This is a genomic window from Neorhizobium sp. IRS_2294, assembly GCF_050500145.1.
In the GTDB taxonomy this organism is placed as follows: Bacteria; Pseudomonadota; Alphaproteobacteria; order Rhizobiales; family Rhizobiaceae; genus Neorhizobium; species Neorhizobium soli.
In genome coordinates, this window is sequence record NZ_CP191440.1 from 433,787 (window position 1) to 453,429 (window position 19,643).

Below are 19,643 nucleotides of genomic sequence, written 5' to 3' on the forward strand. Positions count from 1 at the left end.
GCCGCTCACCAAGTTGGAAGGATGGCTCGACCCCGTGGCAGGATCGGCTGGCTGCTGCTGTACCTGGCGCTGCAACCTGTCATCATCGTCCTTTGCATCCTGGCCCGCCAGATCGGCCCGCCCCTGCCTCCCGCGGTCTATGAACTGAGCGGCGTTGAGCTTCAAGACGCGACAGGCCAATTCCGTTCTGTGGACCTCCCGGACTTTCGCCCCGTCTCCGAAGATGCGACCTCCTCTGCGATTTATCGCGTCTCACTCGAACGACCGACCACGCAGAAAGATGTGGCATGGAGCATTTTCGTGCCGCGCTTTACCACGGGCGTACAATTCGAGGTCAACGGCTCAATGATCCACGATACGCACCGGAATGTTATGAGCCGCAGACCCGACCGCAATACGTCCGCCATAGCGACGATTCCGGAAAGCCTGCTGCATGAGGGGCGCAATGAGCTGATCATTCACCTCGTCACATGGGGGCCGGTCGGCGGCTATCTGGACAGCGTTTATGCCGGTCCGGACAAGGTCCTGAGACCGGTTCACGATCAGCGGTCGATCATGTTCGAGACCCTGCCCCTCATCCTTGTTGCCGGACAGGCGACATTGGGAGCGATCCTCGGCCTGATCTGGATCAACCGCCGGAACGATCGCAGCTATGGGCTGCTTGCGCTCGCCATGCTGATCGGTTTTTTTCAGTATTTCGTCTCGATGCCAGCATCGCCACAGACGCTCGGCCTCGTCGGCGCTGCCGTTGTTACGCAAGCGCCGCTGGTTCTGCACTTCATCGTGCGCTTCATCGACATGCCGCCACCGCGATGGCTTCATCTCACATTCGTACCCGGCATTATCATTGCCTTTGCGGGCCTTTCGGGACAGCATGATTTACTTCACGCCATCTTCCTGCCGCTAGGGCCACCAACGATTGCTCTCTGCGCCGCCGTTGCTTGCGTGCTCTTGGGCAACGCAGCTCTGCGCGGAAACCGAAAGGCGCTGATAATGGCGCCTGTATTCTCAGTCATGCTGGGATGCGCCCTGAACGATATCCTGACGGTCAGCCGGCTCCTTCCGGGTGAACGGATCTTTATCGGCTGGTTCGGTTATTCGATCGTCCTGATCGTCATCGGAGTCTGGCTGACCTGGCGTTTCGTCCAAGCTTTGAATGATGCCGACAGTTTCGCCGACCGGTTGGTGAAGCAAGTGTCGGAGGCCGAGGTCAAGCTCAGGGCAAGTTTTTCCCGCGAAGAAGAACGCGCAAGGGCGGCGGCTTTGGCATCGGAGCGGACGCGATTGATGCGGGACCTGCATGACGGGTTGGGCGGGCAACTCGTCAGCATCGTCGCTCTTGCCGAACAGCCGAGAGATACAACGAATACAATCGGAGATGCCGCTCGCGCTGCGCTGCGCGATCTTCGTCTGGTCATCAACGCAATGGAAGAGATCGATGGCGACCTCATGCTTGCCCTTGGTTCTTGGAGGGAGCGGATATCAGGCCAGTTGCGCGCCCACGACATGCAGCTCGTTTGGAGCGTACAGTCGTCACACGGACTTCCCGTCTATCCGGGCCTGCGTCCAAGGCACGTTATCCAGGTGATCAGGCTGCTTGACGAAGCTGTCACCAATGCGATCAAACACTCGGGCGCATCGATGGTGACGATCATGATCGAGACCATACCTGGCCCCGACGGCGACGCGAGGGGCCAGATCTCCGTCAGGGACAACGGTTGCGGCTTTGCGGTCGATGCGGTGAATGGGGCGGGGACGGTGCAGGGCCGAGGCTTGCTCAACATGAAAAAGCGCGCAGCCCTCTGCGATGTGACCTTGTCCGTCACAAGCGCACCGCTCGGCACGACGGTCTCGCTGCTGCTACCCGCCGACTTCCCCGAAGCCACCCAAGGGGGCTGATGCCAGCGGGGAGCGCGCGGATAAGGTGATAGGAACCGAGCGCGGAGACACTTCCATCGCCTGGACTATCTGATGCCGAGACGGTTCCTCGGGCCACCACGATTGACCGGCGCGACACCGAGACCAGGTGCGCGAACGCCCGGCCTGCGGACACACCCAACCGGCAAGCCCGGAGCAGTACAATAGATCGCGGTCCTTGCCACGGGACGCGCCACGCAACCAAGCGGAACCCCCGGCGCCGTGCAGTAAACGACCACCGCGGCCGGGGGGCGCACCACGCAGCCTTTTGGGACGCCGAGGGCGTTGCAATACACGACGGCCGCCGCCGGCGCGGCCGTGAAAATTGGCGCTGCCAGCACGGCAAGATAGGTAAGGGCCAATGCGGCCTTGAAACCATTTGGGCGATGTTTCATGGCGAATGTCTCCCGGATTCTAAACTGCGCCGACGGATACCGGCTTGACCCCATCATGCCCGTTTCCGGTACCGCGAATACGCCATGAACATGGGGTGGATGCGCATCTTAAACGCACTTAATGGTTGAAACTATCGATTGCTCGCCAGGCCGGTTTGCCGGGCGAGCCGTAGTTTCTCTGCAAGTGCGAACGGGACTGGCACGATGGACGTCTCCGCGACTGCAACAGGCCCGTCCCCGGCCCCCGATCAGTCTGTCGTCAACGTCGTGGACTGGATCGTCAGTGCAGAGCAGGTCGTCGATCGTCTCGAGACGGCGTTGGTGGACACGGCGCTCGCCCTGCCACATCTTGATCGGGAACTGTTATGGGCGGGCACGGTGTCCATGACCTCGGCGCCCAGGGTTCTTGCCCTCAGCCTTGGCGCCGGCGGTGTCGTCATGCTGATTTTTATGCTGAGCAGTTACGGGCTGAGAGGCCGACGCGAGGCTGCCGCGCGAGAACGCGTCCCATTCCTCGCCGTCTTGAAACGGACGGCCTGGAGCCTTGTGCCGTTGCTGGCCGCCATCGCGGTGGGGCGCGCAATAGCCGTTCGACTGCTGAGCGCCGATCCGCTCGGGGATGGTTTTGCCAGGGAGTTTCTCGTTTCCGTCATCTACTGGCTGTCTGCCATTACCTTTCTCGGCATTGTCTTTTCGCCCCGCACTCCTCAATTGCGGCTTCTGCCGCTGGACGAGAGCGGCGCGGAAAAAGGACTTAGGCGAAGCGCCGTGATCCTGGCGTGCGGATACCTGATGGTGTGCCTTCTGGCAGCAGCCGCCCGCGTCGGCATGCCGCCGAACTCGGTGCGGCTGCTGGCGATACTCGGCGCGTTTGCCATGACGGCGGCGGCTCTTCGATTGCTGCATCTTCTGCGCCGGCACGGCCTGACGCCGCTGCTACACATGGTCGCCGCCTGGATGATCCTGCTGGTGTCAGGCTTGTGGATATGGGGCTGGCTGATGCAGCAGTTTGACCTGTACCAGGGGATCAAGGGAACAACGATCGCCCTTATGCTGGCGCTGGCCTTCGATCGCTCGATCGCCCTCTCGATCCAGCTGTCGCGCAAGCCCGAGGTGATGCGTCGACTGTTCGTGGTGCGGGTGGTGATCGATGCCTTGGCGGCAGCTGTCATCCTCAGGCTGATCGTCGAGTACTGGCTGGTCGGCACGCTTGCGGTCATCCCGCAACAGGATTGGCCGCGATACTCTCGGCAGATCAATTTTTCGCTTATGGTGCTGGTGCTCGCTGCCGTGCTCGCCGCGGTTACCCACGCATGGGTAGAGTCGCGCATGATGCCGAAGGAGGCTCTCACCTCGCTGGAAGACGCGGAGTTGCACCTTGCGCGTATGACAACGGTTCTGCCGATCCTGCGTGTGGTCTTGCTGGGGCTCATCGGATCGATCTTCTCGCTGGTGACCCTGTCGGTTCTGGGGGTCGACACCACTCCCATCATAGCCGGCGCCGGCATTTTGGGTCTGGCCATCAGTCTCGGGTCCCAGGCGTTGGTGAAGGACGTAATATCGGGCATTTTCTGGATGCTGGACGATGCGTTCCGGCTCGGCGAAGAGATTGAGATCGACTCCACTCCCGGCAGGGTGGAGCAGATACTGATCCGCAGTCTCAGACTGCGCGGCTTAGATGACAGGCTGCATACAATTCCCTACGGCCAGATCGAGACCGTTGTCAGCCGCAGTCGCGGACTCGTCCTCGCTCGGGTGAGCCTGAGACTGGAGAACGAAACGGACGCCGTCGGGCACGCGCGGTTACTGCGGTTGGCGGCGTCGACCCTTCGAAGCGAAACCAGGCTTCAGGCCGATATCGTCGGCAAGATCGCCATCAGCCCGCCTGAAGCCCATCTGCAGACCAGGGAGCTGGTGTTGAGCTTCAATTTGGCGCGTGCCGCAGCGGTGACCGCCATTCCCCTGATCCGCTCTCTGCTGCTTGAAGTGCTCGAAGCCTCCGGCTTCGATCTCGCGCCAGATGGCGTCCATGTCTCCCTTGCTGAAAGGCGCGCCACGGCAGACCCGATGGCTGGCACGCTGGACGAGGTGCAGACCCCATGAACATGGGATGGCTTCACTGCAGCCTTTGGTTGATCGTGCCGTCCAGCATCGCAGGGACATTGACCAGTCCCTTGGAGCAAGTCCTGCGGCCTCGTCGCGAAGAATTGGTCCGGATTAGTTGATGCTGGCAGTTCCGCAACTGAAGAATGGACTGCTGACCGCGTCCGCCCGGCAGGAGGCTCCCGACACAGGGATCAACCTGGCGGATATCGCAACACTCAAAGGAGATCGAAATGGCAAACGTTAAGCTGATCACCCCTGTTCTGGTCGTCTTCGGGGGGCTCGCCGTCGCTTCGAGCGGCTATGCGCAACAGGAGGCCTTCATGACCGCAGACAAGAACGCCGACACGATGCTGGACCAACCCGAATTCAAGGTTTTCATCGACACGATGGCCGCGTCCGGAAAGCCGATAGCCCTCAAGGTCAAGCAGGCCGGTCGCTACAACCTGGCGTTTGGCCGGATCGACAAGGACAAGAACGGACTCCTGACGCCGAACGAGTTGCAGTCGCTGAAATAGCTGCCGCTCCCTGAGCAGGCCTGCCACGACATGCGCAAGGGAAGGATCTTTCCATGAAACATGCACTGTTGCCCCTGGTGGCCGCAGCTCTGTTGATTGGCTGGGTCGGGCAGGCCTGCGCCCAGGCCGAGAAGCGGAAAGTCATGGTCGAGGCACCTACCCTCGTCGAGGTGACGCTGTACCTGGAGACGACAGGAACGTTCCGCGCGGTCAACCAGGTTGACCTCGTCGCCCGAGTCTCCGGTACGCTCGAGAAAGTGAACTTCAACGACGGCGACACCGTGCGAAAAGGTGACGTCGTCTTTCTCATAGAGCCCGAACCCTATCGCATCAGCCTCGCAGCTGCCGAAGCAGAACTGCGTCAGCAACAGGCCAACCTGCAACAGGCGGTCTCAAACGCGGCCCGGCAGGAAGGGCTTTCTGCCAAGCAGGTCGTATCGCTAAGCGCAAATGAATCGGCGGTGGCACAGCGACTGGCAGCCGAGGCACAGGTCGAAGCCGCCAAGACCAAGGTGCGAAGTGCTGACATTAACCTCAGCTACACGGAAGTGAAGGCGCCCTTCGACGGTATCCTATCCGCACGCGCGGCCGATCTCGGCGCCTTTATCAATGCCGCATCGGCTCCGAAGCTCGCATCGCTGGTCGAACCGGACCCGCTCCACGTAATCTTTTCGGCCGATGAGCGGCAGGTAATCGCCATTCGCCGCGCGATGGCTGAGCGCCATATAGACCTGAGGAGCCTCGGGGCGATCCGAGTTGAAGCCGGTCTTCAGGGTGACGCGACCTACCCTTACAGTGGATATCTCGACTACATCGCCCCCGAGCTGGACAGCGCGACTGGAACCATGACCCTTCGCGGCGTCATTGCCAACACGCAACGCCTGCTATCGCCGGGCATGTTTGCCCGCGTCCGAGTCCCGATCGTCACGCGCAAGGCATTGACCGTGCCGGAAGCCGCGATCGGCAATTCCCAGTTGGGCCGAACGCTTCAAATCGTCGATGCCGAAGGCAGGGTCGCAACCGTCAAGGTCGCGCTCGGAGAAAAAGCCGCCGGTGGCCGACGGGAAGTTGTCCACGGCGTAAGGGAGGGCGACCGCGTGATCGTCAAGGGCGGGGCTGGGTTGCGTGCCAGAGAAGTCGTCTTAGTCGTGACGGCACTCGATTGATCTGCTTACAGAAACAGGGAATGCCCCAGGATGGCCAGGTTCTTTATCGATAGACCGGTGCTTGCGAACGTGATCGCGCTCCTGACCGTCATACTCGGTCTGGTGGCGCTGGTCGGCCTGCCTGTCGCACAATATCCGAATGTCGTACCGCCCTCGGTGCAGGTGACGGCACGCTATCCCGGCGCCAACGCCGAGACGATCGTCCAGGATGTGGCATTGCCGATCGAGCAAAAGGTCAATGGAGTCGAGGGCATGCTCTACATGCAATCGACCTCCACCAGTGACGGCACCTACGCACTCACCGTGACCTTTGCGATCGGCACCGATCCCGACGCGGCGCAGATCCTGGTGCAGAACCGTGTGGCGAGTGCGACGCCTTCCCTTCCGGATGCCGTACAGGCACAAGGCGTGCAGACGGCCAAGCGCTCGACGGCTATTCTGGCGATTGTAGCACTCACCTCCGACAACCCGGATCATGACAGCCTGTTCATGACCAATTATGCAACCATCAACCTGATCGATCAGATCGCTCGCATCCCCGGCGTCGGTAGTGTTTCGGTTTTCGGCGCCGGCAACTATGCGGTGCGCATCTGGATGGATCCGGACCTGATGGCGGCACGCGGTCTCATGCCGTCAGATGTGAACAACGCGATCCGTCAGCAAAGCCGCACATCGTCCGCCGGCCAGCTTGGCCTTCCACCGGTGCCGGAGGGGCGCGATTTCCAATACACGCTGAAGCTCGACTCCAAGCTCGCCGATGTGGCGGCCTTCGAAGACATCGTCCTGCGCGCAAATGACAATGGTGATCTTGTGCGCCTGCGCGACGTGGCACGGGTAGAGCTGGGTGCTCAGCAATACAGCCAGGATTTCAGTCTCGATGGAAAGCCGGCGGCAGGCCTCGCACTGTTTCTGTTGCCCGAGGCCAATGCGCTTGACGTCGTAGCGGCGGTCAAGGCGAAACTGGAGGTCATGTCGACCGACTTTCCCGAAGGGCTTCGCCACTCCGTGCCGTTCGACACGACGCTGTTCGTCAAGGCCGCCATCGATGATGTCTACCACACCCTGGTGGAAGCCGCGTTCCTCGTGCTGGTTGTCATCCTCATCTTCCTGCAGGATTGGCGCGCGATGCTGGTGCCTGCCACTACGGTGCCTGTCACCATCATCGGCGCCTTCGGCGCATTGGCATTGTTCGGTTTCTCCATCAATCTTTCCACCCTGTTCGCCATCATCCTTGCCATCGGCATCGTGGTTGACGATGCAATCATCGTGGTCGAGGCCGCTGCTCGCCATCTCGATGACGGAAAAACGCCAACGGAGGCTGCGGCGCTTGCCATGGACGAGTTGATGGGCCCGATCATCGGCATCACACTTGTGCTGCTTGCCGTGTTCCTCCCGGCCTCCTTTCTGCCTGGCCTCAGTGGCGAAATGTATCGCCAGTTCTCGCTGGTCATTGCCGCCACGGCCCTGATCAGCGCGGTCAACGCCGTGACCCTGAAGCCGACCCAATGCGCCCTATGGCTGAAACCACATGCCCTGAAGCCGCGCAAGAACGTCGTCTACCGCGGTTTCAACGCAAGTTACGATGCCGTCGAACGGGTCTATGCAGGGCTGGTGAGGGTCATGACCCGTTTCAGTGTGACGGTCTCGCTGGTGGCACTGCTGTTGGTCGCGCTCTCGCTCTCCCTGCTGGCGCAGGTGCCGACGGCCTTCCTGCCGATCGAGGACCAGGGGTATTTTCTGGTATCGGTCCAGTTGCCCGAGGGCGCGTCGCTCGAGCGCACACGCCTCGCAATCGAAAACCTGCGGGGGCGGGTCGAGAAGCTGGATGCCGTTGAAACGGCGGTCGCAATCAGCGGCGTCTCCGCCCTCAACAACAATGCCAGCCTTTCCAACGCGGGTGTCCTCTACGTGATCCTCAAGGACTGGAGCCTTCGCCAACAGGGAGATGACCTGTTGTCGCTCTACACCTACCTGCGGAGGCTGACTGCCGATCTCCCGGACGGACAGGCGCTCGTGCTTCCGCCGCCTCCGATCCAGGGTATCGGCAACGCGGCGGGCTTCACCATGCAGGTAGAGGCCCGTGACGGCGCCTTCGACTATGCGGCTTTGGAAGAAGTGGCGGCCAGCATCGCCCGTGCAGCAGGGTCTGATCCGACATTCCGCGAAGCCTTCAGTCCGTTCCGTGCCGACGCCCCCCAATTTGCCGTCTCGATTGATCGAAGCAAGGCTCAGCGCGCCGAGATCGATGTAGGCGGCGCCTACGACGCTGTCAGCCAGTACATCGGATCGTCCTATTCCGGCCAGATCAACCTCTTCGGCCGCATTTTCCAGGTTTATGTACAGGCAGACGCCTCAAGGCGCGCCGAAGTCGCCGACCTGGAGCGGCTTCGGCTGCGCGGCGCCTCCGGCCAGATGGTGCCGCTGGGCTCGATCGCAGACGTAAAACCGGCCACCGGGCCTGCGCTGATCAGCCTCTACAATCTCTATCCATCCGCACGAATCATCGGCTCGCAGGCGCAAGGCTATTCGACCGGCCAGGCGCTCGATGCACTCGACGGGATCGCAAAGTCGCTGCTGCCTCACAATTTCGAACGGGAATGGACGGCTGTGTCCTACCAGGAACGAGAACTCAGCGGACAGATTTATCTGGTCTACTGCCTGAGCCTGCTTCTAGTCTATTTCGTTCTGGCTGGCCAATATGAGAGCTGGTACGCACCAATCAGCGTCATCGCGACCGTCCCGCTCGCGCTGATCGGAACGGCTACGACGCTGCTGTCGCTCAATGCCGCCGTCAACCTCTACACGCAGATCGGTCTGGTGTTGCTGGTGGCACTGTCGGCCAAAAACGCGATCCTGATCGTTGAAACCGCGCGGCATCTGCGGCTGCATGACGGCGCAGAGACCGTGGACGCGGCCATAAGGGCTGCGATCACGCGGCTTCGACCGATCCTGATGACGTCGATCGCCTTCATCCTCGGCGTCGTGCCGCTCGTGCTGCAGACCGGGGCGGGAGCGAGCGCGCAAAAGTCGATCGGGATCGCGGTTCTGACCGGCATGATGGGCTCAACCTGCCTGACCGTCGTCTTCGTACCGTCGCTCTTCGTCGTCATGCAGAGATTGGAAGAGCGCTTCAAACGTCACGTTCCAGTTTCAAGCTAACTGTGGCCGGCAAGCAGAGAGCCTTGTAAAGTCGTTCGCATGAAACCGAACCTCCACGTAAGCGCTTTCGTTGCGGGGACCTAGAACGACGCCTTCAGCTGGCCGCCGATGCTCCATACAGGATCGGCGTCTTCGCGAAACGTTGCTGCGGCAGAGGTGTTGACCTGCCATTTTTCGGTAACCATCCACCCGATGCGTCCGCCAAGCGCCGCATAATTCTGGTCCTCTGTGCTGCCCTTGACATCGCCGACCCAGTCGACGGAGGCTTCTACGCCCTTCTTGTCTGCGGACGTGCGTCCTACACCCAGTAAAAGCGTCAGGTCGAACCGCTCATCGAGCTTGCGGCTCCAAGCTAATTCGGCGCCGAGACTGTCAGTGATCGTTGAGCCGGATCCCATCCTGGCGGCGAAGAGATTGTCGGTCTTGTCTTCCCCATAGCCATCGAGGTCGAGCCAGGATCGAGCGAAACGGGTCGACAGCGCCAGTTCGTTGGTATCGTCGGGCGCGTAGATGACACCAACCCGAGCGTAGGACGCAAACAACGATCCAGATGTCGCACCCCCGGTCTGGATCATCTCATCGATGTTCATGTAGCTTCGGGTGAGCGACGCGGAAACATCGGGCGATCCCCATGCGCCAGCCTCCCCGAAAGCACGCCATGTTGCCGGTGCAGTCGTGTATCGGATACCTCCGGCAAAGAGCGCAAGGTCGTCCGAGAGAGCGTCCGACGCGCTCGCGCTGACGCGTGTTGCGCCCCCAAGCAGGCTGAAGCCGCTGCCAGCTTCCCAGCGAGCGTTAAAGCCCGCCGCCGCGTCACTGTTGCCCGAGAGAGAGACATAGCTTCCGCTGTCGAAGCGCTCGGATTGGCCTAACAGCGTTAGTGCTGTTTGAGAAAGATCGAGTGCAATGGACTGCCGCTGATGTGCAATCTGGTTCATCGAGTCCACCACGGAGCGGGTTGTGGTGAAGCCGAGGCGAGCGAAATCGATGGTATCGAGGAACAGGATTGCGTCCTGGGCCTCATCGTCCAAGGGCCCGGCGGATGTGAGGAGCACTGTAAGGTCGAGTGTGCTCGATCCCGAGACCCCGACCTTGCCACCAACCGCGACGTCGGCATCCACTGGGCCGGACGCCTCGTATTTCAGTATCTCCATCCGATCCTTGAGAGCTTGAATGGACACGGCCTGCCCTTCCGACGTCGAAACAAAGCCGCGATAGTCCATCGCATAAACGGAGTGACCATCCGGCTGTGTCACCGGTACGCTGAGCGAGCAGCGTGTCGTGGCGCGGCGGATACCGGAGGCACCGCCCGCTGTCGCCGAAAAATCGTCGAACAGATAACTGGTCGCGTTGCCGTCGGGTGATCGGACGCGCGAGTATGTCCCTTCAGCGCATCCGTCTGCTGCGAGCACCAGATCTGGAACAGAGAAATTGACCACAGCAAGCAGCGGGAGGAAACGGCGGATACGCATGACAAAATATTCCCGGCATCGGGGGGGCAGCGACCGTGCTGCCCCGGATTTTCCTTTTTAGCGGCAGTCGCGCCACTGAAGTTGGTAGACGATCGCTGCCTTCACGTCCTGCGTATCAACTGTCGCCATGGCCTCCTGCTTGCGCGTGGTATTGACGCGGATGCTGGAATTGGTGCGCAGGTTTACGTCCTCGCCGCACGCCGACCAGATCAGTGATTCCGCAACGAGCTTGTTTGAAATCAGATAATCCTTCTCGACCGGGCCGTTGAACGTTTTTGTGAATGCCGGACCACTTCTGCCCGCGAAGAAGTACTCCACATTGAACTGCGAGCGCGCGCCGCGTGGGAGCTGGTTAAACCCGCGGTAATCGATCGCGAGGACCGAAACACTGCGACCCTGCGGGACATGGACCGGTATGGCAACGTTGCAGGTCTTGCGGTCCAGGGATTTGCCGGTATCACCGCCGGCTTCAACAATGTAGTTGTCGAACAGCAGGCTGAGAGCCTTTCCATCAGGGCTGATGGTCGCCGATACGCTGTCAGAAGGGCAACCACTTCCGCCATAGCCTGGTGTGCCAAGCGAGATATCGTCTGCTTGGGCGGCCGAGGCCATAAGGAGAGATGCGAGCAAGAGACCTGCGGTTTTCATGGGGTTCCTCAAATTTTGTCGAACGTGGCGTTCGGTAGCGGCATGACGCGAGTGAGCTGAACTTCTCCTGAGTGGGACATTCATGTCGGAGTCATTCGCCTGATGCCAAATGTCAGTAGGAGAGTTAAAAGATTTTTAACTAAAAGTGGCGGTGAAGGTACTTTTCGTAGGTCTAATTAAGGCAATCCAATCACTTTGCGCGAGAAACCGGATCCATCGAAGCAAAAAGCACTGACCGAGGAGATTCAGATGTTCAGGATTGGCACAACTTTGCGTCTTTCAGCTCTGGCGGTCAGCCTCGGCATTGGCCTGTCGAGTTGCGCTGCGACGGCACCATCCATCCGTTCCAGTGAAGCCGGACCATCTCAATCCTCGCGGGCTGCCGAACACCGGCGCGCGCAGAGGCAAAAAGCGATTGATGGCGGTTATCAGCGGCTTTATCGCCCGAAAGGATGCCGCTCCTCGACGGCATCATGCGATGGATTTCCTCGAATGTCGTTCAAGCTGTCCACACCGGGCACGGCGACGACATAGAATTCGCGCCGAGCGACGCCCGATGGTGATCGTCTCCATCGGTCAAGCCCGCCGTCACATTTGAACAACCAGCCGGATCACTTCGCCTCGGTGCAAGCGGTCGAAACCTTCGTTGATCTCGTCGAGCCGGATCTCGCCGCTGAGAAGCTTGTTCACCGGCAGGCGCCCGGACTTGTAGAGAGCAACGTAGCGCGGAATGTCGCGGACGGGGACGCAGGTGCCGATATAGCTGCCCTTCAGCGTTCGCTCCTCGGCGACGAGACTGACGATGTTGAGGGGAAGCGTCGCGGTGGGTGCCGGCAGTCCGGCCGTCACCGTCGTCCCGCCGCGCCGTGTCATCCTGTAGGCGCTCTCCAGCGCCTTTTCGGAACCGGCAAACTCGAAAGCAAAATCAGCGCCGCCATTGGTGAGCTGCCGAACCTTGTCGACCGCGTCCGCATCGCGGGCATTGACAGTCGCCGTCGCGCCCAGATCTCGGGCGATGGTCAGCTTGTCATCCGAGAGGTCGACGGCGATGACTTGCGCCGCACCCGCCGAAATAGCTCCCAGCAGAGCGGCAAGCCCGACCCCGCCGAGGCCGATGATCACCGTGGTCTGGCCTGCCTGGACCTTCGCCGTATTCACCACCGCGCCGACGCCGGTCAGGACCGCGCAGCCGAACAGCGCTGCTTCGTTGAACGGCAGGTCCTTGTCGATCTTGACGATCGAGCGGCGCGACACGACCGCGTGTTCGGCAAAAGCCGAGCAACCGATGTGATGATGGACCGGCTCGCCATGCGATTTCAGGCGGATGCTGCCTGTCAGTAGTGTGCCCTTGCCGTTTGCTGCAGCGCCCGGTTCGCAGAGCGCCGGTCTTCCTTCCGCACAGGGAAGGCAGTGGCCGCAGCTTGGCACGAAGGCAAGCACGACGTGATCGCCGACCTCGAGATCGTCGACACCTTCACCCAGCTCCACCACTTCGCCCGCGGCCTCGTGACCGATTGCCATCGGCAGCGGTCGCGGCCGGCTTCCGTTGATCACCGAGAGATCCGAGTGGCACAGCCCTGCGGCACGAATGCGCACAAGCACCTCTCCCTGCCCCGGCGGATCGAGATCCAGCTCGGCGATTTCAAGCGGCTTGCTCTCTGCATAAGGCATGCTCGCGCCTGTCTGGCGAAGCGTTGCGGCTCGGATCTTCATGTCATACCTCTCTGGAATCTGGAATGCGGCGCGTGAAAACTAGCATTGTCTGCACCGCATGCGAAAACTTCCGCCGTCGGTTTCGATCTGCGTGGCGTGTGGCGCCAGGAAATGCCCCGTCATCAGCATAGTCTCGGTATCGGCGATATCGCCCAGCAATGCTGCCCGCGTAAGCGCGGACTGGGCCTGATTTTCGCAGCCCATGCAACTCAGTTGCGGATATTTGAGCTGGATCGGGTGATGGATGATATCGCCTGAAAACACGCATTCGCGGCCATTGGAATGCAGCCATATCGCGACATGGCCAGGCGTGTGGCCCGGCGCCGGTTTGAACGTGAGGCAGCCATCCAGTTCATACCCATCGTCGACCAGCACGACCTGACCGGTCTCCACGACGGGCAGAACGCTGTCGCTATAGGCTGCAAGATGATGACCGCCGGGATCGGAGCCGTATTTCTCGGCCCAGTAATCGTACTCTGTGCGGCCAAAGATGTATTTGGCGTTCGGGAAGGTCGGAACCCAGCGTCCGTCGATCAGCCTTGTGTTCCAGCCGACATGATCGGCGTGGAGATGGGTGCAACAGACATAATCGATGTCCTCGGGCTCAACGCCTGTTGCGCGAAGACGCTCGAGAAACGGGGTCGAAAGGTTGGACCACTGGGTGCGAGCGTGCCGTTCCTTGTCGTTGCCGACGCAGGTATCGATCAGGATCTTGTGCCGGCCGGTGTCGACCAGCCAGGCATGGATGCTGAGCCTGATCCGATCGCTATCGGCATCGTAGAACGCCGGTGCAAGCCAGGAACGCTCGCGCTCGAGGATCTCGTCCGTGACGAGAGGGAAGAACGTCTTCATCCGGAACGATGTATCTTCCAGCTCCCAGATGGCCGAAACGGTGATGTCTCCAATGGCAAAACGGGTCATGAAATTCTCCGAAGTTCGGGCCTGCTCACGCGCTCGCGACAGCTGCCTGTTGCCGGACCGGCGGCCAACCGGAATCAGTCGATGTCGCAAGCCGGTTCAGCAGCTGTTTCAGCACCCAGACCTCGTTTTCGTCGAGAAGCGCAAGGCAGTCGGCTTCGGCAGCCTTCAGCATGGCGACGATCTCCATCATCGCCTTGCGTCCCGCGCCCGTCAGATGCGCACGCCGTGGGGCTGTCCCGTCGATCTCGATCAACCCTTCGGCCTCGAGCTTTGCCATCGTCTCGTCGGTAATCTCGTCTCCGCGCGAGCGACCGATCTCGCTGATGGTGTCGAGTGTCCTGCCATCCTCATGGCCGAGCAGCGTCAGCACGGCATAGTCCGCGCCGCTCCATCCGCGCCGCCGGCGTTCGACCACCGCGTCGTTGCGGATTTGATAGAAGACCCGTGAGATCTGGTAGATGAAATCATCGGGCGAAAGACTGCTTTCCGTTTTCTCGAACGAGGTGTTTTCGCCCGCGTGGCGAATGAGCCGGCCGTATTGCCCGCCATGGAAGACCAGCGGCGGTGTGCTCGAATGCTCGAACCCGGTGATCTCGCCCACGAAAATGATATGGTCCCCGCCTTCATACTGATGGGCGGTCCGGCATTCGAAACGGGCAGCGCAGTCTTTGAGCAGCGGAATGTCGCCGTCTCCCCTCTCCACGGTCAGCCCCTCGAACTTGTCTTCCTTCTTGCTGGCGAAAAGACCGGAGATGTCGCTCTGTTCGGCTGACAGGATGTGAACTGCGAAATGGCCCGCCTGCCGGAAATCGTCGAAGCTCGAGGATGTCCTGGCAAGGCTCCAGAGGATCATCGGCGGATCGAGCGACACCGAACTGAAGCTGTTTGCTGTGCGTCCGATATCCTGCCCGTCCGCGGATCGGGTGGTGACGACGGTCACACCGGTCGCGAAGGATCCAAGCGCGTTACGCAGAATGCGGGGGTCGTTGGACATGGTGATTGCTCCCTGTCTTATTGATGGTGATGAATGGTCTTTGCGGGTGATGCCGGTTGGGGCAGCGAGCCGGTCTGTTCGTCCTCGAGATCGGCACCGGCCGCCTCGCGCAACGGAATGATCGTGACGACCGACAGGCAGGCGGCGGCGATGATGTAGCAGGCAAGCGGTATCCAGCTTCCCGACCAGGCCCAGAGCGCGGCTGCGATCATCGGCGTCGGTCCGCTCCAGAGCACGGTTGCGAACTGATAGGCGACGGACACGCCGCTATAGCGGACCGACGCCCCATACTGCTCGGCGAAAAGGCTGGGCTGGGTAGATTGCGTCGTGGCCTGCCCGAAGATGATGGACAGGGTCATCGCAGCGGTGATCCAGAATACGCTCGCCGTATCCATGAGAAGAAAGAACGGCACGATGAAGAGGCCGTTGAAGATCATGCCCCCCATGAACACCCGCTTGCGGCCGATCCGGTCGGAAAGTCCGGCAAACAGGGGCTGGGCGATAAAGCAGAAGACGGCTGCGATCATCAGCGAATTAAGCGCCGTCGCCCGGTCGATGCCGACGACCGTCGTCAGATAGACCAGCGAATACACCGCCACGATATAGAAACTGGTGTTTTCCGCGGCCTGACAGGCGACCAGAAGCGCTGTCTTCTTGCCATGCTTGCCCAGCACGTCCACGATCGGCAGGCGCTGGCGTTCGCCACCGGATTTCAGCTTCTGGAAGCTTGGCGATTCCGCGAGGCGTCTGCGGAGGAAGATACCGAAGACGAGAAGGATGCCACTGAACAGGAAGGGCAAGCGCCATCCCCAGGCCATGAACTGCTCGGGCGTCGTCAATCCGCCGACAAGCGCCATCACGCCGGACGAAAGAAGAAGGGCCGCCGGAATGCCCATCTGCGGCCAGCTGCCGAAAAAGCCGCGCGTCTTGTTCGGCGCGTGTTCGACGACCATCAGGGTCGCTCCGCCCCATTCGCCGCCAACCGCAAAGCCCTGCAGGAAGCGAAGCACGGTAAGCAGGATCGGCGCCCCGACGCCGAGGACGGCGTAGGTCGGGATAAGACCGATCAGAAATGTGATTCCGCCCATCATGGTGAGGCTGAGGATCAGCATCGCCTTGCGGCCGATCCGGTCACCGAAATGGCCGAACACGATGCCTCCGAGAGGCCGGGCAATGAACCCGATGGCGAAGGTCGCGAAGGCTGCGATCATACCTGTGACCGGGTCGAATTCCGGAAAGAACAGTTTGTTGAAGACGAGTGCCGTGGCGGTACCGAAGATGAAGAAATCGTACCATTCCAGGGTCGATCCGATAAAGCTCGCCAGTGCGACCTTGCGGATGTCGGATGTTTGCGTGGCCATGAAGCTCCTCCCCGAGCTGTTATTGGCAATCGCATGGGTCTCCCTCAAGCCTCCAGCGGAAGACCCATGCGCAGATCGTGGTTAGTTTTCGAGCGGGATATCGACATCCAGCAGGGGGGCGTGCTGTTGCGCACCGTAGACGTCGGTATCGCCGATATCGCCGGCGGGAATCGCTCGCGGGAACGTCGCCTTGAACGCAGCGGCGGTATCGTAGGGCGTAAACAGCACGTCTTCTTCCTTGACGCCGTAGAGCCTGGAGAAAAGGGCCGCATTGAGCGTTCCCGTCGCCTTCACGCGGCGGTAGAGGTCGTGATCCTCGAACAGGACGTCGATCGTGACGTTGAAAGGACCGGCATTCTTGCTCTTGCAGATCTGGGCGATGTCTCTGATGAGGGCCATTTCACACCTTCTCGTATTCGATGGGGAACAGGGCGCAGGGATCGCTGACTTCGACCGTATGGAAGATGCTGAAGCGATACATCGGCCCCATGTCGATATCCGACGGACTGAACGGGAACGCCATGTTGCCTTCCTTGCACAGACGCCCCGGAAAATCCGCATGCAGCATCGAGGTGCGCGCCATGGCGATGACCGCATTGGCGATATCCGCCGTCTTGGCGACAACCTCGATCACGAAGCCAAGTTCGTGGCTCGTGATCTGCTTGACCGGCTCCCAGCCGCCCATGACGCCGTCCTTGCCGTAGCAATGGATGATCATCCGGTAATCGTCGCGCGGAACGCCGAAGGATTCGGCCTTCACGGCAACCTTCTCGCGGTGGGTGGCGAGATAGTCGTCGATCTGCGAGATCAGGATCGGATCGCGCGTGCCGCAGATCGCGATGGACCGATAACCGGCCATCTCGACGCCTTCGAGCTTGACCGTGTAGCGGTCGGCCGGTGTCCAGGTCATGCCGTCGATCTTGACGGCGCGGTCGCTGATCGCCTCGAACCGGCAATCGGTCGTGTCCAGCAGACCGCCGGGCTCGACATGGTGGATCGGGCTCGAATTCTCATGCAGCGCGAAATTCGCCACGGCCAACGGCGTCGAGCGCCGGATCGGGTTCGGCGGCTCGCAGACGACATGGTCGTCGCGAACGCGAAGGAAGATGCAGTCCGGCTCCTTGGGCACGGTCGGCTCGGCGCCGCATTCCAGCATCTTGCCCGCATACCACGACGGTGCAGGCGCCATGCCGGCCCGGATGGCGGGTGCCGCCCACTGCGCCGGATCGCTGCTTCGACCGGCAAGAATGACCTGCGCACCTTCGTCCAGGGCCTTCGCAAACGGCTCCGGCCCCATCATGCCGACGACGCGGGTAGAGTTGTCGATCATCTGCCGGTCGAGCGGCTTCATCTTTGCCAGCGGTCTCGTGAGGCCTTTTTCGGCCCAGCCGGCAAGGTCGCCCTTGCTTTGCTCGGAATGGATCAGCGCCATCTTGAACGACAGCCCCTCCTCCCGCGCAATTTCCCGCACAAGTGCTGCCGTATCCTGCAGATGCGGCTCGCCGCCTGCACCACCGGACGTGCCGATGATGCAGGGAATACCGGCCGCAATGCTGGCTTGCAGCATCAGCCGCAGGTCACGCTTGACCGAAAGGCGCGAGCAGAAGGACGTTCCGGCACCGAGATAGTAGGGCCCCGGATCGGTACTGCCGCCATCGCAACCGATGACATGCGGCTCCCAGGACATTCCAATCTTGAGCGATTCCTCGGCATAGCCGTAGCCGAGGATGCCGCTCGTCGAGAGCATTCTGAATTCTTTCATCACTCTTCTCCGACTGCTCGCTTATTCCGCAGCCTGGCGCTGGGCGGGATGGACCGGCATGGGAATGCCGAGGTTTTCGCGCAGCGTCGTGCCGGCATAGTCCTTCTGATAGACGCCGCGACGCTGGAGCTCCGGCACCACGTAGCGGACGAAGTCCTCGTAGGCGCCCGGTGTATGGGTGGCCGCCAGCACGAAACCGTCACAGGCTCCTGATGTGAACCATTCTTCCATCTGGTCGGCGACCATGGTTGGCGTCCCGCAGAAGATCGGAAACTCGCCGATCGTGCCGCGGCCCGAATAGTGCACGAAGTCGCGCACGGTCGGATTGGGTTTGCCGCTTAAGGAGATGACGCGCTCCTTGAAGCCCGACCAGGACAGCTTTTTCAGCTCCTCGTCGGTAAACTCGCTATCCATCAGCTTGCTGGCGAAATCGAAGTTGAGCGCTTCCGACAACAGCACGACCGCATCGATTGGCTTGGCAAGCGCACGAATATACTCGCGCTTCTCCTCGGCGATTGCCTGGCTCTCGCCGACGCAGACATAGCAGGCCGGGCAGATCGCCACGTCGTCGGGATCTCGACCGGCGGCCGCGACCTCCTGCTTGACGGCGGCATACTGTTTCTGCCCTGCTTCAAGCGTCGGGTAGACGACAAAGATCAGATCACCCCACTTGCCCGCGAACTCGCGACCGCGGCCGCTCTGCCCTGCCTGGATCAGCACCGGGCGCCCCTGCGCCGACGGTGGCACCGGCAGCGGACCCTTCGAGCTGAAATACTTGCCCTTGTGATCGAGCCTGTGGACCTTCTTCGGATCCGCAAACTGGCCGGTCTCCTTGTCGACGATCAGCGCGTCAGGCTCCCAGCTGTTCCAGAGGCCAGTCACCACGTCCAAGAATTCGTCGGCCCGCTCGTAGCGCAGGTCATGGGCAAGGTGCTCGACGCGACCGAAGTTGGCCGCCTCGGAATTGTTGAGCGAGGTCACCACGTTCCAAGCCGCACGGCCCTTCGTCATCAGGTCGAGCGTTGCAAACAGACGTGCCACATGAAAGGGCTCGTAATAGGTGGTCGAATAGGTGATGCCCAGGCCGATATGGCTGGTTGCCATGCCGATCGCCGTGATGATCGAGACCGGATCCATCTTGACGACGCGAACGCCGTTCTCGACCGCTTCCTGGTGATCGTCACCGTAGATGTCGGGCATGGCCAGACGGTCGTCGAAAAAGGCGAGATGGAACTTGCCGTCCTCGAGGATGCGTCCGATGCGCTGGAAATATTCGGCGGACAGAAAATCGGTGGCGCCGGCAGGATGCCGCCATGAGCCGGGCGCAATCGAGCAGTTCTGCGCCTGCAGGAAGCCCACCATTTTCATCTGGCGTTTTGAAGTAGACATCGTTCCTCCCGTGTCATCGTCAATCGCAAACATGTGCGCAAACGTTTGCGCAATCCGATCCAATCGTTTTCTCGAGGAGATGTCAAGTTGGGAGCGAATATTTTGTCATGCAGCCCCTCTTTTTC

At 61.0% G+C, this 19,643-nt stretch carries 16 protein-coding genes; 6 read left to right on the plus strand and 10 right to left on the minus strand.

The genetic code is table 11. The features are described 5' to 3' along the window. Positions 1 to 21 precede the first annotated feature (21 nt). On the plus strand, positions 22 to 1,899 hold the full coding sequence (locus ACQY1K_RS19265) for a sensor histidine kinase (RefSeq protein ID WP_430260304.1): 1,878 nt from the start codon (positions 22 to 24) through the stop codon (positions 1,897 to 1,899). Positions 1,900 to 1,964: 65 nt separating this feature from the next. On the opposite strand, the gene ACQY1K_RS19270 is transcribed toward ACQY1K_RS19265, so the two are convergent. Continuing rightward, a complete protein-coding gene (locus ACQY1K_RS19270; RefSeq protein WP_209899544.1) occupies positions 1,965 to 2,312 on the minus strand; it encodes a hypothetical protein in 348 nt (115 codons plus the stop codon). 204 nt (positions 2,313 to 2,516) lie between these two features. Between ACQY1K_RS19270 and ACQY1K_RS19275 the strand changes: the two genes are divergently transcribed. The 4 genes from ACQY1K_RS19275 (at position 2,517) to ACQY1K_RS19290 (ending at position 9,258) form a co-directional block, all read left to right on the plus strand. Continuing rightward, positions 2,517 to 4,415, plus strand: coding sequence for a mechanosensitive ion channel family protein (locus ACQY1K_RS19275; RefSeq protein ID WP_430260306.1), 1,899 nt, complete (start codon positions 2,517 to 2,519; stop codon positions 4,413 to 4,415). A 233-nt stretch (positions 4,416 to 4,648) separates the two neighbouring features. Continuing rightward, on the plus strand, positions 4,649 to 4,933 hold the full coding sequence (locus ACQY1K_RS19280; protein ID WP_062459967.1) for an EF-hand domain-containing protein: 285 nt from the start codon (positions 4,649 to 4,651) through the stop codon (positions 4,931 to 4,933). Between the two features lie 53 nt (positions 4,934 to 4,986). Further along, entirely contained in the window at positions 4,987 to 6,099 is a 1,113-nt protein-coding gene (locus tag ACQY1K_RS19285; protein WP_430260308.1) for an efflux RND transporter periplasmic adaptor subunit, read from the plus strand. A 30-nt stretch (positions 6,100 to 6,129) separates the two neighbouring features. Next, on the plus strand, positions 6,130 to 9,258 hold the full coding sequence (locus ACQY1K_RS19290; protein ID WP_430260310.1) for an efflux RND transporter permease subunit: 3,129 nt from the start codon (positions 6,130 to 6,132) through the stop codon (positions 9,256 to 9,258). 80 nt (positions 9,259 to 9,338) lie between these two features. Here the strand turns inward: ACQY1K_RS19290 and ACQY1K_RS19295 are convergent, their stop codons facing one another. Together ACQY1K_RS19295 and ACQY1K_RS19300 are read right to left on the minus strand one after the other, a co-directional pair. Next, complete coding sequence (locus ACQY1K_RS19295) at positions 9,339 to 10,730, minus strand: DUF4360 domain-containing protein (RefSeq protein WP_113469222.1); 1,392 nt, start codon at positions 10,728 to 10,730, stop codon at positions 9,339 to 9,341. Positions 10,731 to 10,787: 57 nt separating this feature from the next. After that, positions 10,788 to 11,378, minus strand: a complete 591-nt coding sequence (locus tag ACQY1K_RS19300) for a DUF4360 domain-containing protein (protein ID WP_062577828.1) — start codon at positions 11,376 to 11,378, stop codon at positions 10,788 to 10,790. Between the two features lie 249 nt (positions 11,379 to 11,627). Here ACQY1K_RS19300 and ACQY1K_RS19305 point away from each other — a divergent pair, with 249 nt between their 5' ends. Further along, positions 11,628 to 11,912 carry a hypothetical protein gene (locus tag ACQY1K_RS19305; protein ID WP_162759480.1) on the plus strand — a complete coding sequence of 95 codons (285 nt, stop codon included), beginning with the start codon at positions 11,628 to 11,630 and terminating at the stop codon, positions 11,910 to 11,912. Positions 11,913 to 11,966: 54 nt separating this feature from the next. Here the strand turns inward: ACQY1K_RS19305 and ACQY1K_RS19310 are convergent, their stop codons facing one another. The 7 genes from ACQY1K_RS19310 to ACQY1K_RS19340 all read right to left on the minus strand — a co-directional run bounded on the left by ACQY1K_RS19310 (position 11,967) and on the right by ACQY1K_RS19340 (position 19,518). After that, positions 11,967 to 13,091, minus strand: coding sequence for a zinc-dependent alcohol dehydrogenase family protein (locus tag ACQY1K_RS19310; RefSeq protein WP_430260312.1), 1,125 nt, complete (start codon positions 13,089 to 13,091; stop codon positions 11,967 to 11,969). Between the two features lie 39 nt (positions 13,092 to 13,130). Continuing rightward, positions 13,131 to 14,012, minus strand: coding sequence for an MBL fold metallo-hydrolase (locus ACQY1K_RS19315; protein WP_062577822.1), 882 nt, complete (start codon positions 14,010 to 14,012; stop codon positions 13,131 to 13,133). Positions 14,013 to 14,037: 25 nt separating this feature from the next. Then, entirely contained in the window at positions 14,038 to 15,006 is a 969-nt protein-coding gene (locus ACQY1K_RS19320; protein ID WP_430260314.1) for a flavin reductase, read from the minus strand. Positions 15,007 to 15,023: 17 nt separating this feature from the next. Further along, positions 15,024 to 16,367 carry an MFS transporter gene (locus tag ACQY1K_RS19325; protein ID WP_430260316.1) on the minus strand — a complete coding sequence of 448 codons (1,344 nt, stop codon included), beginning with the start codon at positions 16,365 to 16,367 and terminating at the stop codon, positions 15,024 to 15,026. An 81-nt stretch (positions 16,368 to 16,448) separates the two neighbouring features. Beyond that, on the minus strand, positions 16,449 to 16,766 hold the full coding sequence (locus ACQY1K_RS19330; RefSeq protein WP_062459166.1) for a DUF4387 domain-containing protein: 318 nt from the start codon (positions 16,764 to 16,766) through the stop codon (positions 16,449 to 16,451). A gap of 1 nt (position 16,767) precedes the next feature. Further along, positions 16,768 to 18,129 carry an acyclic terpene utilization AtuA family protein gene (locus ACQY1K_RS19335; RefSeq protein ID WP_430260318.1) on the minus strand — a complete coding sequence of 454 codons (1,362 nt, stop codon included), beginning with the start codon at positions 18,127 to 18,129 and terminating at the stop codon, positions 16,768 to 16,770. Positions 18,130 to 18,150: 21 nt separating this feature from the next. Then, entirely contained in the window at positions 18,151 to 19,518 is a 1,368-nt protein-coding gene (locus tag ACQY1K_RS19340) for an LLM class flavin-dependent oxidoreductase (RefSeq protein ID WP_430260320.1), read from the minus strand. Between the last annotated feature and the right edge of the window lie 125 nt (positions 19,519 to 19,643).